At 75.4% G+C, this 15,013-nt stretch carries 12 protein-coding genes; 5 read left to right on the forward strand and 7 right to left on the reverse strand.

Going from position 1 to position 15,013, the window contains the following annotated elements; translation table 11 throughout:
* The coding region (locus ACSNOD_RS18640) for an SDR family NAD(P)-dependent oxidoreductase (protein WP_436768102.1) at positions 1–2,780 on the forward strand (2,780 nt) is incomplete at its 5' end.
* 14 nt (positions 2,781–2,794) lie between these two features.
* Here the strand turns inward: ACSNOD_RS18640 and ACSNOD_RS18645 are convergent.
* The 5 genes from ACSNOD_RS18645 to ACSNOD_RS18665 form a co-directional block, all read right to left on the reverse strand.
* On the reverse strand, positions 2,795–4,483 hold the full coding sequence (locus tag ACSNOD_RS18645) for an FAD-dependent oxidoreductase (RefSeq protein ID WP_436768103.1): 1,689 nt from the start codon (positions 4,481–4,483) through the stop codon (positions 2,795–2,797).
* A gap of 106 nt (positions 4,484–4,589) precedes the next feature.
* A complete protein-coding gene (locus ACSNOD_RS18650; protein ID WP_436768104.1) occupies positions 4,590–4,931 on the reverse strand; it encodes an MmcQ/YjbR family DNA-binding protein in 342 nt (113 codons plus the stop codon).
* Between the two features lie 10 nt (positions 4,932–4,941).
* A complete protein-coding gene (locus ACSNOD_RS18655; RefSeq protein WP_436768105.1) occupies positions 4,942–5,133 on the reverse strand; it encodes a hypothetical protein in 192 nt (63 codons plus the stop codon).
* A gap of 36 nt (positions 5,134–5,169) precedes the next feature.
* On the reverse strand, positions 5,170–5,856 hold the full coding sequence (locus tag ACSNOD_RS18660) for a sterol desaturase family protein (protein ID WP_436768106.1): 687 nt from the start codon (positions 5,854–5,856) through the stop codon (positions 5,170–5,172).
* 19 nt (positions 5,857–5,875) lie between these two features.
* Complete coding sequence (locus ACSNOD_RS18665; RefSeq protein WP_436768107.1) at positions 5,876–6,877, reverse strand: N-acetyltransferase family protein; 1,002 nt, start codon at positions 6,875–6,877, stop codon at positions 5,876–5,878.
* Between the two features lie 379 nt (positions 6,878–7,256).
* Here ACSNOD_RS18665 and ACSNOD_RS18670 point away from each other — a divergent pair, with 379 nt between their 5' ends.
* From ACSNOD_RS18670 to ACSNOD_RS18685, 4 genes are read left to right on the forward strand one after another with little or no spacing between them, the layout of a single operon-like run.
* On the forward strand, positions 7,257–8,993 hold the full coding sequence (locus ACSNOD_RS18670) for an AMP-binding protein (protein ID WP_436768108.1): 1,737 nt from the start codon (positions 7,257–7,259) through the stop codon (positions 8,991–8,993).
* Positions 8,990–9,475, forward strand: a complete 486-nt coding sequence (locus ACSNOD_RS18675) for an acyl carrier protein (protein WP_436768109.1) — start codon at positions 8,990–8,992, stop codon at positions 9,473–9,475. The genes ACSNOD_RS18670 and ACSNOD_RS18675 overlap by 4 nt, the downstream gene beginning before the upstream one ends.
* Complete coding sequence (locus ACSNOD_RS18680; RefSeq protein WP_436768110.1) at positions 9,454–10,653, forward strand: aminotransferase class I/II-fold pyridoxal phosphate-dependent enzyme; 1,200 nt, start codon at positions 9,454–9,456, stop codon at positions 10,651–10,653. The genes ACSNOD_RS18675 and ACSNOD_RS18680 overlap by 22 nt, the downstream gene beginning before the upstream one ends.
* A complete protein-coding gene (locus ACSNOD_RS18685) occupies positions 10,650–12,965 on the forward strand; it encodes an MMPL family transporter (protein ID WP_436768111.1) in 2,316 nt (771 codons plus the stop codon). The genes ACSNOD_RS18680 and ACSNOD_RS18685 overlap by 4 nt, the downstream gene beginning before the upstream one ends.
* Positions 12,966–13,049: 84 nt before the next feature.
* Here the strand turns inward: ACSNOD_RS18685 and ACSNOD_RS18690 are convergent, their stop codons facing one another.
* A complete protein-coding gene (locus tag ACSNOD_RS18690) occupies positions 13,050–13,613 on the reverse strand; it encodes a sigma-70 family RNA polymerase sigma factor (protein ID WP_436768113.1) in 564 nt (187 codons plus the stop codon).
* 337 nt (positions 13,614–13,950) lie between these two features.
* Positions 13,951–14,712, reverse strand: a complete 762-nt coding sequence (locus ACSNOD_RS18695; RefSeq protein ID WP_436768112.1) for a DeoR/GlpR family DNA-binding transcription regulator — start codon at positions 14,710–14,712, stop codon at positions 13,951–13,953.
* Between the last annotated feature and the right edge of the window lie 301 nt (positions 14,713–15,013).

Here is a 15,013-nt window from a genome sequence, read left to right on the forward strand (position 1 = left end):
GGTCCACCAGGGCCGCGGCCGACGGCTCGCCGCCCTCCTCGCCGGGGCCGGGCGGTGCGCAGTCGAGCGGTCCCGGGGCGGGCGGTGGGCCCGGCCCCGGCGAGGAGGGCGGCGAGCCGTCGGCCGCGGCCCTGGTGGACCTGACGGTGCGCCGGGCGGCCGTACTGCGGGCCTTCGCGGTCGCCGGCGAGCGGCTGCCCGCCGGTGTACGGCTGTCGCTGACGCTGGTGACCCGGCCGAGCGGGGCGCTGCCCGCGCCGGAGCGCGCCGAGGTGCCGGCCGACGCGGCCGTCTGGGGCATCACCCGCTCCCTCGCCAATGAGCACCCCCGGCTGACGGTGCGGCGCCTGTCGCTGGAGCGCTCGGCCGACCCGCTGGAGGACGGCCGCCGGGTGGCGCGCGAGTTGCTCGAACCGACCGAGGAGGACGAGGTCGCGCTCACCGCCGGCGGGCGCTTCGTGCACCGGGTGCTCGACGCGACCGAGGCCCCGCAGGGAACCGTGGACGGCCGGGAGGTGCCGGCCTGTGCCCTGGAGGTGCGCGACCCGGGGTTCTCGTACCGGCTGGCGTGGGTGGAGCAGGAGCCACCGGCGGAGCCGGGCCCCGGCGAGGTGGTGATCGCCGTACGGGCCGCCGCGCTGAACTACCGGGACATCATGCAGGCGATCGGGGTGCTGCCCCCGCTGGAGGAGGAGCTGCGGGCGCGGCGCGCGCCGAGGCCGGGGATGGAGTGCGCGGGCACGGTGACGGCGGTCGGCCCCGGGGTGGCGGACGTGGCGGTGGGCGACCGCGTCTTCGCCCTGGCGCCGGACGCCTTCGCCTCCCATGTGGTCACCTCCGAGCACGCGGTGGGCCGGATGCCCGCCAGGATGACGTTCGCCGAGGCCGCCACCGTGCCGGTGGTCTTCCTGACCGTGCACTACGCCCTCGGCCATCTGGCCCGGCTCGCGCGCGGCGAGACGGTCCTGGTGCACGGGGGCGCGGGCGGGGTGGGGCTCGCCGCGCTGCAGTACGCCCGCCGCCGGGGCGCACGCGTCGTCGCGACCGCCGGCAATCCGGTCAAGCGCACCCTGCTGCGGACCCTGGGCGCCGACCACGTACTGGACTCCCGGGACCTGTCCTTCGCCGAGCGGGTGCGGGAGATCACCGGCGGGCAGGGGGTCGACGTGGTCCTGAACTCCCTGGCCGGCGAGGCGATCCAACGCGGCCTGGAGGCGCTGCGGCCCGGCGGGCGGTTCGTCGAGCTCGGCAAGCGGGACATCCTGGAGGACCAGCCGCTGCGGCTGCGGGCGTTCGACCGGAACATCGCCTTCTTCGGGGTCAACCTGATCCGGTTGCTGGGTGACCCGGAGCTGGCCGCCGCGCAGTTCGCCGAGGTCACCGCGCTGGTCAGGAGCGGGCGCTACCGGCCGCTGCCGCACAGCGTCCACCCCGCGGCCCGCGCCGCGGAGGCGTACCGGCTCGTGCAGCACTCCCGGCACGTGGGCAAGGCGGTCATCGCCTTCGATCCGCTGGACGAGCCGCTGATGGTCGAGCGCGCCCGGCGGCGGCCGCGGTTCGACCCGGGGGGCACCTATCTCGTCACGGGGGGCCTCGGCGGCTTCGGGGCGGCGACGGCGCGCTGGCTGGCCGACCGCGGGGCGCGCCATCTCGCCCTGGTCGGCCGCCGAGGGCCCGACTCGCCGGAGGCCCCGGCGCTGCTGGCGGAGCTGGCGGCCCGCGGCGTGACCGCCCGGGCGCACGCGGCGGACGTCCGCGACGCCGACGCCCTGCGCGGCATCGTGGCCGAGGCGGAGGCCGCGGGCCGTCCGCTGCGGGGTGTGGTCCACTCCGCGATGCGGATCGAGGACGCCTTTCTGACGAAGCTCACCGACGAGGGCTTCCGCGCCTCCCTGGACCCGAAGATGGGCGGGGGCGCGGTGCTGGACGCGGTGACCGGGGACCGGCCCCTGGATCTGTTCCTGGTGTACTCCTCGATCACGGCCGCGATCGGGCATGTCTCCCAGTCGGGCTACGGGGCCGGGAACCTCTATCTGGAGGCGCTGGCCCGTCGCCGCCGGCAGCGGGGGCGCGCCGCGCTGGCGATCGCCTGGGGGGCGATCGGCGAGACCGGCTATGTGGCCCGCAACAACATGACGGGCCTCATGTCCCAGGCGGGGATCGAACCGGTCCTGCCGTTCGAGGCGTTCGAGGCCGTCGAGGAGTTCCTCGCCGGCGACCTCGACGCGGCGGGTGCGGGCCGCTATCACTGGGCCCGGCTGCACGGCCTCCTCTGGGCGGTGGGGGTACCGCCGTATCTCGCGTCCCTGGTGCCGCCGACGAGTTCGGAGCACGCCCCGAGCCGGGACGAGGTCCTCCGCCGGCTCGCGGGGATGACGCCGGAGGAGGCGCGGGAGTTCATCGCCGCGTCGCTGGCCGCGGTGCTCGCCGGTGTCGCCCAGCTCCCGGTCGAACAGATCGACCACCACCGCCGCATCGACGCCTACGGTGTCGACTCCCTGATGGTCACGGAGGTGCTGGCCTCCCTCAACCAGCAGTTCGAGGTCGACATCCCGCCGATGGAGCTGCTGCGCAGTGACGGCACCATCGCCGACATCGCGCGGATCATCCATGTGCGGCTGGGTCTGGGGGGCGGTGATACGGGGTCGGGGGCCGGCCCGGATACGGGTGCGGGTGCCGGTGCTGGTGCCGGTGCGGGCCCGGATACGGGTGCGAGCGCCGGCCCGGGCGGTGCGGGCGCGGTGCCCTCCGCGCTGCCGACCGGTGCTGGTGAGTCATGATCTCCGCAAAGGTCTCACCCGTGGCCGGCCGGCGCGGCGGCCGCCGCGATATCGGTGGCGGCGATCCAGCCGAAGGTCATCGCCGGGCCGATGGTGGCGCCGGGCCCCGGGTACGTGGCGCCCATGACGGAGGCGGAGACATTGCCCGAGGCGTACAGCCCGTCGATCGCCGTTCCGTCCTCGCGCAGCACCCGGGCGCGGTCGTCGGTGACCAGGCCGCCCTTGGTGCCGAGGTCGCCGGGGTGGACGGCGGTGGCGTAGAACGGCGGCTTCTCCAGGGGCGCGAGGTTGGGGTTGGGCAGCGTGGGGTCGCCGTAGTAGCGGTCGTACACGCTCTCGCCGCGGTGGAAGTCCTCGTCGTGCGCGACACGGGCGCCCTCGTTGAAACGGTGGACGGTGGCGCGCAGCCGCTCGGCCGGGACGCCCAGGTCCGCCGCGAGCCGGTCCAGCGTGTCGGCCTTGCGCACGCAGCCGTCGGCGAGCCAGCGGGCGGGGACCGGCTGGCCCGGGAGGAGCCCGAGGAAGAGGTAGCGGGACCTGCTGCGGGCGTCCAGCACCATCCAGGACGGCACCGCGGCCGCCCCCGACCGGTGGTGGGCGTACATGGCGTCGACGAACGCGTGGTAGGGCGCGGCCTCGTTGGTGTAGCGCGCGCCCGAGCCGTCCACGACGACCATGCCGGGGATGCCGCGGTCGGCCACCAGCAGGTAGGGCCGGCCGCCGGGCAGCAGCGCCGAGGGGGCGCCCCAGACCTTGTCCATCACGTCGAAGGCGGCGCCGACGGCCGCGCCCCACGCCAGGGCGTCGCCGGTCTGCCCCTCGGGCGCGGAGGACCAGGCGGCGGAGGTGGGCGAGGGCAGGTGCTTCTCCCGCAGGGCCTGGTCGCGGGAGAAGCCGCCGGAGGCCAGGATCACGCCGCCGGTGGCCCGTACGGTGATCCGGCGCCCGCCGCGGACGGCCCGCACGCCGGTCACCCGGCCGCCCTCGCGTTCCTGGACCAGCCCGGTGACGGGCGTGGAAAGCCACAGGTCGCCGCCGAGCGCGTCGAGGGAGAAGCGCATCCGGGCCACCAGCGCCTCGCCGAGGGACACCTGGCGGCGGCCGGCGAGGAGGGCGCCGAGCGCGCGGGCGCCGACCCGGACGGCGGCCCTGCGCCCCGCCCAGGTGCGGCCGGCCATGTTGAGGTCGTGGAAGTCGCGGGAGGTGACGGCGAGACCGTGGAGGGGCAGCGGGGACCGGCGCAGGGTGCGGCGCGCGTCGGGGGCGAGCCGGTTGAGGTCGGCGATCCGCGCCTCGATGGAGCGGCCGTGCGCGGAGCCGCCCGGCAGCTCGGGGTAGTAGTCGGGGTAGCCGGGGCAGTGGACGAAGCGCACGGCGGTGCGCCGGTGCAGCTCCCGCACCATGCGGGGGCCGTGGGTGAGATAGGCGTCCTTGCGGGCGCCGGGGACGCGGTCGCCGACGGTGGCGTCCAGATAGGCGCGGGCCTTCTCGGGGGTGTCGGCGTGGCGGGCGGCGTCCAGGTGGAAGGTGGCGGGCATCCAGATGGTGCCGCCGGACAGGGCGGTGGTGCCGCCGTAGCGGTCGGTCTTCTCCAGGACGAGGGCGGAGAGGCCGCGCAGCCGGGCGGCGATGGCGGCGGTCAGCCCGGCGGCCCCGGAGCCCACCACGACGACGTCGTACGTCGGGTCCGACGCGGTGTCCATGCGATCCTCCCGGGGGTGAGGCGGCCGAGGGCGAGGAGAACTGACGGATCGTCAGTTCGCGTCGTCCTCGACCATACCCCCGGCCGGCCCGGGCCACGCCTGACGCCTACGCCTCCGCCTGGGCGTCGAGGAGGCGGTCGGGCGCCGCCTGCCGCCAGGAGTCCTCGACGATGTCGCGCAGCTCCTGGAGGTCCTCCAGGGCGGCGAGCCGCACCCGCACCCACGCGGAGCTCGCCTCGTGCGGCGGCACCCAGAACTTCTCCGGCTCCGCCGCGATCAGTTCGGTCCGCTCGTGCCGGGGGCAGCGCACGGCGATGGAGGTCTCGTCGTCGGGAACGGTGAGGAACATCTTCCCGGCGACGCGGAACGTGGGCATGCTCCACGCCTCCTTCTCCACCGTCTCCGGCAGGGACAGCGCGATCCGGCGGACGTCATCGGCATTGATCATGGTCATCACCCTAGGCACGCAGGAGCGCCGGCTCACGGAGTGCGTCCCGCACCCGGTCGCGGAGCAGCTCGTACTCCTCCCGCAGCCGCCCGAGCACCGGGGGCGTCCAGTGCGAGCGGTACTCGGGTGTGCACGTGTCGGCGGACCAGCCGCGCCGTACGGCGGTCTCGATGTCGGTGAGCAGGAGCGGTGTCGTCGTCATGATCGGCAGTCTGGCAGTGGGCACTGACAATCGCGCTCACCGCGAGCCCGGCGGCCCGCCCGGGGCGCGGGCGCCGCTCGGCGCGGAGGGGCGCCGCCGGGCACGCGCGGGCGCCGTGCCGAAGACATGGTCCCAGTACGGGCAACTGACCCCGAATCCGCGACGGTCGTCCTGGAAGTGGTGTTGCAGGTGCCTGCGCCGCAGTGCTCTGCCGAGGGCCGTGGCGGGGCGGTGGTGGTGCAGACGGAAGTGGACCATGTCGTAGGCGAGGTAGCCGAGGACGTATCCGGCCATGGCGGCCCGGCCGCGGCCCGGGCCCAGCAGATGGGTGAGGAGAAGGCCGGCCGCCGCTGCCCCGGGCAGGCTCACCAGCGGCGGCATGACCAGTCGGCGCGGGTCGTCGGGATGGTCGTGGTGGACGCCGTGCACCATCCAGTGCAGACGACGGCCCCTGCGGCCCCGCGGCACCCAGTGGAAGACCGCGCGATGGACCCAGTACTCGGTCAGCGTCCACAGCCCGTATCCGAGCAGCGCCCAGCCGGCCGTCGGGAGGGGGCCGGTCAGCCGTGCGGCGAGCACCGTGAGGCAGACGGCCAGGGGCAGGTACAGCACCGGGGGCAGCGCGGGGTGGACGCGGGAGAAGCGGTCCAGGAACGGCGAGGCGAACATCGGCGGGGAGGCGCGCAGCGCCTCACCTCGCGAAGTGCGGGAGGCTGGTGCCACGGCGTCCTCCTGGCGTGCGTCACAGCGCCCCCGCGTAGAGGGCGTACCTCTTGGTGATCCGGCCGCCGAGCCGCTCGATGGAGTGGTTGGCGGGGCGGTTGTCCGCGAGAATCCAGGAGACCTCCGCCGTCCGGAAGCCGAGTCGCCGGGCGGTACGGGACATCTCCACATGGAGCAGGACCTCGAGCCCGCGGTGGCGGTACTCCGCCAGCACCCCGGCGGCGAGGACCCGGATGCGGTCCACGTGCCGGGCGGCGCGCAGGTACCGGACGAGGCCGAGAGGCAGGCCGAACGCGTGCAGGCGCCCGCGTGCCGCCCGCAGCGCCGGTGCGACGTCCGGCACCGCGAGGCTGAAGGCCACCGGCGCGCCGTCGACCTCGGCGATGAGGGCGAGACCGGGGCGCAGCAGGCGCCGCAGCTGCCGGGCCATGGCCGTGAACTCGCGCTCGGACAGTGGGGAGAACCCCCAGTTGTCCGCCCACGCGACGTTGTAGAGCCGCCGGATCGCCGCCGCCTCGGCGGCGAAGTCGTCGGGGTCGAGGGGGCGGACGCGCAGTCCGGCGACGCGGCCGGCGTAGCGCGCCAGGCGCCGGGCCCGCGGGTCCTGGTGCACCGTGCTGGGGATCTCCCAGGCCAGGAGCTCCATGGCCGGGGCGAGCCCGCCGTGCTCCAACAGCCGTGCGTAGTACGGCGGGTGGTACGGCATCAGGACGGCCGGCGGCTCGTCGAAGCCGTCGACGAGGAGGCCGCACTCGTCGTGGGTGGTGAGGTTGACGGGGCCCAGGAGGCGTTCGTGGCCGCGGTGGCGCAGCCAGGCCGCGGCGGCGGCCAGGAGGGCTCGGGCGGCGGCGGGGTCGTCGGCGCAGTCGAAGAGGCCGAAGAAGCCCTGCCGGGTTCCGTGGAAGGCGTTGAAGGCCGGGTTGTCGATGGCGGCGACGCGCCCGACGACCCGCCCGTCGGCGCGGGCGAGGAACAGCTCGATGTCGCCATGGTCGAAGAAGGGGTTGGCCCGCCGGCTCAACAGGCGTCGCTGCTCGGCACGGAGGGGCGGGACCCAGTGGGGCAGCTCGCCGTGGAGGCGGTACGGAAGCCGGAGGAAGGCGGCACGATCGGCGCGGGTGCGGACCGCGTGGACCCGGAGGCGGGCCCCGGCCCGGCCGGGTGCCCTCGGAGGCGGACCGCCGTCGTGCCGCTCCCGTCGCGGTGCTTCGCCGGCACGTGCCACAGGCGCACCCCCCTCGCCGGCCGGTGGCCGGTGTCGACGCCGATCGATGGTGACCGCCGTCCACCGTCCACCGAACATCTTATCGCTGTGTGTATTGATATGTAAGCGCTGGGTAGTTAATGCCAGGCTCTGTGGACGTGCCCGCCGTCCGAGACGCGGAGGGAGGGGGAATTCCTTGACTCCCAGCAGTGACACGCCTGTTGACGAGCCCGAGGGCACCCTCGTGCGGTATCCCACGGTGGTGGACGCGGTGCGGGCCCACGCGGACGCGGCGGTTCCGGCCACCGTCGGTGCCGCCGGGGACGCCGAGTTGCCGTACGCGGAGTTCTGGGCCAGGGCATCGGGGTGTGCCGCCCGGCTGCGGGAGGAGGGCGTGCGGCCGGGAGACCCCGTGGCCGTCGAGATGGAGACCGCGACCGCCACCCTGTGCGCAGCCGTGGGCGTGCTGGCGTCCGGAGCCGTCCTGGTGCCGCTGGCCGCGGCGGGGCGCCCGCGCCCCGGCTCCGTGGAGAGCCGTCGCACCGTGGACGCGATCCGGGCCGTCGGGGCCCGCCACTGTCTGGCCGGGCGGGGCGCCGACTCAACGGCCAGGGCGTTGGCGGAGGCCGGCCTGACCACAGTGGTGCTACCGACGGCCCGCATGGTGGACGGGGCATCCGCGGCGCGGTTGCCGCCCTGCGACCCGGACGCCCCCGCGCTGGTCCAGTTCAGCTCGGGCAGCCTCGCCGCCCCCAAGGGCATCGTGCTCAGCCACCGCAACCTGGCCGTCAATCTGCACGGGCTCGTCCGGCGCATCGCCATGGTGGCCGCCCGATGCGTGATCTGGCTGCCGCTCTCCCACGACATGGGCCTGTTGGGCAGCTTCGCCGGTTCCCTGTACAGGGGGTCGGCGTTCCGGGCTCTGTCCCCGCGCGCGTTCATCCTCGATCCGCTGTCCTGGATCGAGGAACTCTCTGCGTTCCGTGCCACCCACACCAGCGCGCCCCCCTTCGGCTACGACATGGCCGTACGGCGGGCAGCGCGGCACCCGGCCCGGCTGGCGGGGCTCGATCTGTCGTCGCTGCTGGCCGCCGTGATCGGGGCCGAACGCATCCCCCCACGGCTGTGCGAGCGCTTCGAGGCCGCGTTCGCCGCGTACGGACTGCGCCGCCACACGGTCCTTCCCGCGTACGGCCTGGCGGAGAACGGTGTCGTGGTCGCGCTGCGCCGCCCGCTGGTGCCCTCGGCGGTGACGGAGGCCGACCCCGAGGAGCTCGAACGCGGACGTCTCACCGCGGCCAGGAGCGCCGGGCGGCACGGGCGCCCGGCACGGCCGCTCATCGGTCACGGCCCGCCGGTCGAGGGCACCGAGGTGCGGATCGTCGGCGCGGACGGCGAACGGCTGGGCCCGGGGCTCGTGGGAGAGATCCGCATCGGTGGCGAAGCGGCCTGCCGCCGGCTCGTCGGCGCGGACGGGGACCGCCGTCCGGCCCGCGGGCCGGACGGACTGGTGCCCACCGGGGATCTGGGGGCGCTGCTGGACGGCGAGTTGTACGTGGTGGGCCGGTGCAAGGAGGCACTGGTGCACGCGGGCCGCACCATCGCCCCCGCCGATGTGGAACAGACGGTGCTCGACGCGGCCCCGGGGCAGGTCACCGCCGCCGCGGCGGTCGGGGTGCCGCGGCGCGAGGCCGGGGACGATCTCGTGCTGTTCCTGGAGGTGCGGTACGGCGTCACCGAGGCGGAGCGGGCCCGGCTGACCGATGCCGTGCGGCTCGCCGTGCTGCGGGAGTTCCGGATGCCGGTGCACGAGATCCATCTGGGCGCCTACGGTGCCCTGCCCAGAACGACCAGCGGCAAGGTGCGGCGGTTGGCCCTGGCCGCCGAGCGGCAGGCGAAAGCGGGCAGGTGGGACAGGGGAGCGGAATCGTGACGCGAGCCGTACCGGAGGGCGCACCGCCCTCGCCCGAGGCCGTACCGCGGGCGGACGCCGTACGGGAGACGGAAGCGGACGCCGTACGGGAGACCGGGCAGGACGCCGTACCGGGCGCGGGGGCAGGGGCCGGGGCGGAGCCCGGTGGTGGGGGCGCCGTGCGACCGGAGGACGTCCGGAGGCACGTCAAGGCCCTCCTGGCGGAGAGGTTACGGGTGCCGCCGCGCGCCCTGGACGAGGAGGTGTCGCTGGAGCACCTCGGGCTGGACTCCCTGCTGCTCGCCGAGGCCGTGGCGGCTCTCGAGGGCCGCTTCGGGATCGGGCTCGACATGGAGCTGCTCGCCGAACACATGGCGCCCGCTCTGCCGCTGCGCGCCCTGCTGGACGAACTGTCCGGCATGGTGGGGGGCGCGGACGGCCCCACGGTGAGCACGCGGGACACGCGACGCGAAAGGCCGTCATGGACTTCTCCCCCGCGCTGAACAGCGTGCTGGACACCGTCGAACGGTGGCGGAAGGCCGACTGCTATCCCCTGTTCCCGGTCGTCACCGAGGCCGGGCCCACGCGAGCCCGGGTCCGCACGGCGGACGGTGGACAGTGGCCGGTCACCGTGTTCGCCTCGGCGGACTACCTCGGCCTGTCCGGGCTGCCGTGCGTCGGGCGGGGCGCGGCCGCGGCGGTGGAGCGCTTCGGCACGGGGGCCTACGGCGCGCAGTCGGTCGGCGGGTTCACCACGCTGCACGAGTCGTTGGAGGCGGTCGTGGCCGACTACTTCGGCCGCCCGGCCGCGCTCCTGTTCCCCACCGGCATGCAGGCCAACATCGGCGTGCTCGCCACGCTCGCGGGCCCCCGTGACACCGTGCTCGTGGACAGCCTCGACCACGGCTCGATCGTGATGGGCGCCCGGCTCTCCGGAGCGCGCGTGCTCACCTTCCGGCACAACGACCCCGGCCACCTGGCGGAGTTGTTGCGGGGGACGGGCGGGCCCGGCCGGCGCATCGTCGTGGTCGACGGGCTGTTCAGCGCCGACGGTGACCTGGCCGCCCTCCGGGAGATCACCGAGCTGACCACCGAGCACGGCGCCCTCGTGGTGGTGGACGAGGCGCACAGCGCCGGCGCGCTCGGCGAGCGCGGCCGGGGCGCGGCCGACCATCTGGGGGTTCTCGACCGGGTGGACGTCATCACCGGAACCTTCAGCAAGGCGCTCGTCTCCACCGGGGGGTTCGTCTGCGCCGACGAGCGCCTGGTGGACCTGCTGCGGCACAGCGCCGGCGCCTATCTGATGACCCTCGGCCCGCCGCCCGCCGCGGTCGGTGCCACGCTCGCGGCCTTCGCCGTGCTCCGCGAGGAGGGGGACGAGCGGCGCGCGCGGCTGGCGAGGACCGCCCGGTCGCTGCGGGAGCGGCTCACGGCCGCCGGGGTCGGCATCGCCGCGTCCACCGCGCACGTGGTGACGGTGCCGATCGGCCCGGTGGACCGCACCGCGCGGATCGCCCGGCGGCTGATCGCCCACGGCCTGATGGTCGCTCCGCTGTTCCCGCCCGCGGTGCCGATCGGGGGCGCGCGGCTGCGCCTGGGGGTGACCGCGGCCCACACGCCGGAGGACGTGGACCTGGCCGTGCGGCTCATCGCCGACGCCCTGGCCGAAGAGCCCGCATGACCCCGGGGAACGCCGCGCGGGCCTCGGGGACCGCCGTCCGGGCCCCGCGGGCCGTCGCGCGGGCCGCCTGGGCCGTCGTCCTCGTCGCCTGCCTGGCCGGCGCCCTCGCCGCGCTCGGGGCGAGGGGTCTCACCGACCGCCTGACCCAGGGGGGCTGGACGCCGCCCCGGGCCGAGTCCGTCCGTGCCGACGCGCTGCTGGCCGAGCACTTCCGGGCGGGCTCCCCCGATCTGGTCCTGCTGGCGACCGGCACGGGCTCGGTGGACGCCCCGGACGCCGTACGAGCGGGCCGTGCGGTCGTGTCCCGGCTGGCATCGGACCCGCGCACCGCCTGGGTACGGGGTTACTGGCCCGCCGACGGCCACCGGGGAGCGGTACTGCCGGAACTGCGCGGCGCCGATGGGCGCCGGGCCGCGGTGCTGGTGCGGTTCCGCGGTGACGAGCAGGCCGTACGGGCGGCCGCCCGGGACGCCGTCGACCGCTTCACCGGGCGCACCGGCCCGCTGCGCCTGTCCGCGTCCGGGGAGAGCGCCGTGCGCGCCGAGACCGAACGCCTGGGCACGAGCGGGCTGCGGCTGGCGGAACTGGTCGCCGTCCCCCTCGTCCTGGTGCTGCTGCTGTGGGCCTTCGGCAGTCTCACGGCGGCCCTGCTGCCCGTGGTCGTCGGCGTGCTGGCCGTGACGGGCACGATGGCGTTCCTGCGGCTGCTCACCGAGGTTGCCACCGTCTCGGTCTTCGCGCTGAACATCACCACCGCGCTGGGGTTCGGGCTCGCCGTGGACTTCGGCCTGCTGATGGTCAGCCGCTTCCGCGAGGAACTGGGCGGCGGTGCCGCGACCGTCGACGCGGTGCGCCGCGCCTGGCGGACCGCCGGCGCCGCGGTGGCCTGTTCGACGGCCGTCGTGGCCGGTTCCCTGGGGGCGCTGCTGGTCTTTCCGCTGCCGCTGCTGCGTTCGATCGCCTACGGCGGAGTGGCCGTCGTGGTGTCCTCGGCCGTCGGGGCGCTGCTCGTCCTGCCCGCCCTGCTGTTCCTGCTGGGCGGCAGGGTGAACCGCTACGACGTGTTCGCCCGGCTGCGCCGCCCGCCCGCCCAGGTCACGGCGGGGGCGTGGTACCGGCTCGCCCAGTGGGTCACCCGGCACCCGCTGAGGGTGGCCGCGGGCACCCTCGCCCTGCTGCTGGCGATGGCGTTTCCGCTGACCCAGGCGCGGTTCGGCATGTACGACGACCGGGTGCTGCCGCGCTCCTCCCCCGTGGCCCGAGCCTCGCAGGAGCTGCGGTCCCAGTTCACCAGCGAGGCGGCCGACGCGGCCACCGTGGTCCTGCCGGCGTTCGACGCCGGCCGCTCGGGGGCGGCCCTGGACTCCTACGCCCGCCGGCTCTCCCTGGTTCCGGACGTCCGCCGGGTGAGCACCGCCACCGGCCACTACGCGCACGGCCGGCGCCTGTCCGCGCCCACGGGGGCGGGCCGGGACGCGGGCGCGACGGACCGGGGCGCCGGTGCGCCGGGCCGGGACGCGGGCACGGCGGGCCGGGAGATCGGCGCCGCGGGCCGCTTCACCGGCCCCGCCGGCACCTGGCTGTCCGTGGCCATCGCGCTCGACGCGCCCCTGTCCCCGGAGGGCATCCGGCTGACGGAGCGGCTGCGGGCGGTCGCGGCCCCCGCCCCCGTACTGATCGGCGGTCCGGCGGCCCGGCTCGCCGACACCCGGCGGGCCCTCGCCGACCGCCTCCCGCTCGCCGCCCTCCTCGTCGCGACGACCTCCTTCCTCCTCCTGCTCGGGTACACCCGCAGCGTCCTGGTCCCCCTCAAGGCCCTGCTGCTCAACGCGCTGGGGCTCGCCGCCACCTTCGGTTTCCTGGTGGCCGTCTTCCAGCAGGGGCACCTGTCGGCGCTGCTCGGTGACGTGACGGCCACCGGCATCACCGATGTGGTCGTGCCGAGCCTGATGCTCTGCGTGGCCTTCGGGCTGTCCATGGACTACGAGGTGTTCCTGCTGTCCCGCATCGTCGAGGAGCACCGTCGGGGGGCCGCGACCGCGGCCGCCGTGGCCCTCGGGCTCCAGCGGACCGGCCGGCTCTTCACCTCCGCCGCGCTGATCTTCGCCGCGGTGATGGTCTGCCTCGCCGCCTCCTCCTCCCTCATCCTCCTCAAGCTGATCGGCCTCGGGATGGCTCTGGCGGTGCTCCTGGACTGCACCGTCGTACGGGCCCTGCTGGTGCCGGCGGTGATGCGGCTGCTGGGGCGGGCCAACTGGTGGCTCCCGCGGCTCCGGTCCCGCCGGGCGCCCGGCGGGGAGGACACCAGGTGAGGGCCCGCGGTCGGCCTTGGCGGCGGCGGGCAAAGGGCCGGGACCAAGGCCGCGCCCGGGGCCGAATGTCCCGCCCGCACCTGGTCAGGCCGCGGCGAGGCCGCGGTTGCGGAGGGCCTCGCGCAGGGCCCGGGTCGCGTAGTGCGTGCGCGACTTGACCGTGCCGGGCGGCACGCCCAGGACCCGCGCCGTCTGGCGCACGCTGAGGCCCATGTAGTGGACGTGCACCAGCACTTCGCGGTGGAGGTACGGCAGGTCCCGGAGGGCTTCGACGATCACATGCGTCGTGAGGGCGCGGTCGACGCCGTCGGGGACGGGCAACTGCGCCACGTCGGGGCCGGCCGCCTCCGGGGGGCGCGACCGGCGGGCGCGGTGGCCGTCGACGACCAGATTGCGGACGACGGTGAACAGCCAGGGGCGTACGGTCTCGGCGGCGGGGTCGAGCTCGGCCCGGTGGTGCCAGGCGCGCAGGGCCACTTCCTGCAGGACGTCCTCGGCGCGATGGCGGTCCCCGCCCAGCAGGCGCGTGGCGTAGCCCAGGAGGACGGCGCCGTGCCGGGCGTAGAGGGCCCGGAGGAACGCGTCGTCCGGTTCCCGGGCGTCGTCGCCTCCCGACGTACCGCCGGCGGGCAGCGCTGAGTACCGCAAGGAGCTCACCCCTAGATCCACGAGAAACGCGCACACCCGCGGGTGTGCGAACAAACGCACGACGCCAGGGGCCATCCGTGCCCGGAGCGGGCGCCGCGGCGTACGAGCACCCCCGGCCGGGCGACGGCCGATGCGTGATCGGCCGCCCCTCTGTTCTACCGGTGTTCGAGTGCACCCCGTACATCCGTTACCGCCCGGTTCTCGCCCGAGTGTGCCCGCGGGGCCCTCCGAGAAGGGGCAGATGGGAGCGGTGACCCAGGGTAACCATCGGGGCCGGGCTGCCCGCTCACCGCCGCCCGCGGCCCGTTTCCCCTCCGGTGGCCTCCCCCGCGCACCCTCACACCCGGACGACCTGCGGCCCCATCAGCGCGTAGCGCCTGGCCTCGGCGCCGGGCAGCGCCGTCCCGGTGACGATCGCCTCGAAGTCCCCGACCTCGCCGAAGCGACAGAAGTTCACCGCGCCGAACTTGGTGTGCACCCCGGCGAAGATCCGGCGTCTGGACGACTTCATGGCCTGCGCCTTGACCTGGCCGACCGCCGGATCGGGCGTGGTGAGCCCGTACTCCCGGGAGATGCCGTTGGCCCCGATGTAGGCGAGGTCGATGACCAGGCCGGCGAGCATCCTCGTCGCCCAGTGGTCGACCGTGGCCTTGGTCCTGCCGCGCACCCGGCCGCCGAGCAACAGGACCTGGGTGCCCGTGCGTTCGCTCATGCGGGCCGCCGTGGTCAGCGACGCCGTGACGACGGTCAGCGGCCGGTCCGCGGGCAGCGCCTCGGCGATCAGCTGCGGCATGAAGCCCTCGTCGACGAAGACGGTCTCCGCCTCGCCGATCATCTCGGCGCAGGCCGCGGCGATGCGGGACTTCTCCGGCACGTTGCGGGTGGTGCGGACGTCCAGCGTGGTCTCGAATCCGCCGGTCTCGACCGGATAGGCCCCGCCGTGGGTGCGGCGTACCAGGCCGTTCTCCTCCAGGGTGCGCAGATCCCGGCGCACTGTCTCCACGGAGACCGTCAGTTTCGCGGCGAGCGTGGCGACATCCACCGATCCCTCGCGGCGGGCCATCGTGACGATCTCGTGCCGGCGCAGCTCCGCGTTCACGCGGCTCTCCTCTGTGTGCCGGGGCGCGCGCCGGTGCTGTTCGGGGCGCGCCCTCGCTTGCGAACGGGCGATGATCGGCCCAGCGTGGCGCGCCAACGGGCGACCGTAACAGGCCGTTTCGCGACACAAATGCGACTGGCCAGCGGTGATTCCCTTGGCCGAACGGGCACAGCCGGGCAAGATCCACCGGGTGGCCGCCCTGTTCACCGCCTCCCCGGCGCTTGTAGAAACGAGCCGAACGCCCGATCGGGGCGGGCCCGACCGCGCGCCGCCCCCGCCACCCGCCGCCCGGCACACGCGC

Origin of the sequence: Streptomyces sp. URMC 123, assembly GCF_051386515.1 — a bacterium.
Lineage (GTDB): Bacteria > Actinomycetota > Actinomycetes > Streptomycetales > Streptomycetaceae > Streptomyces.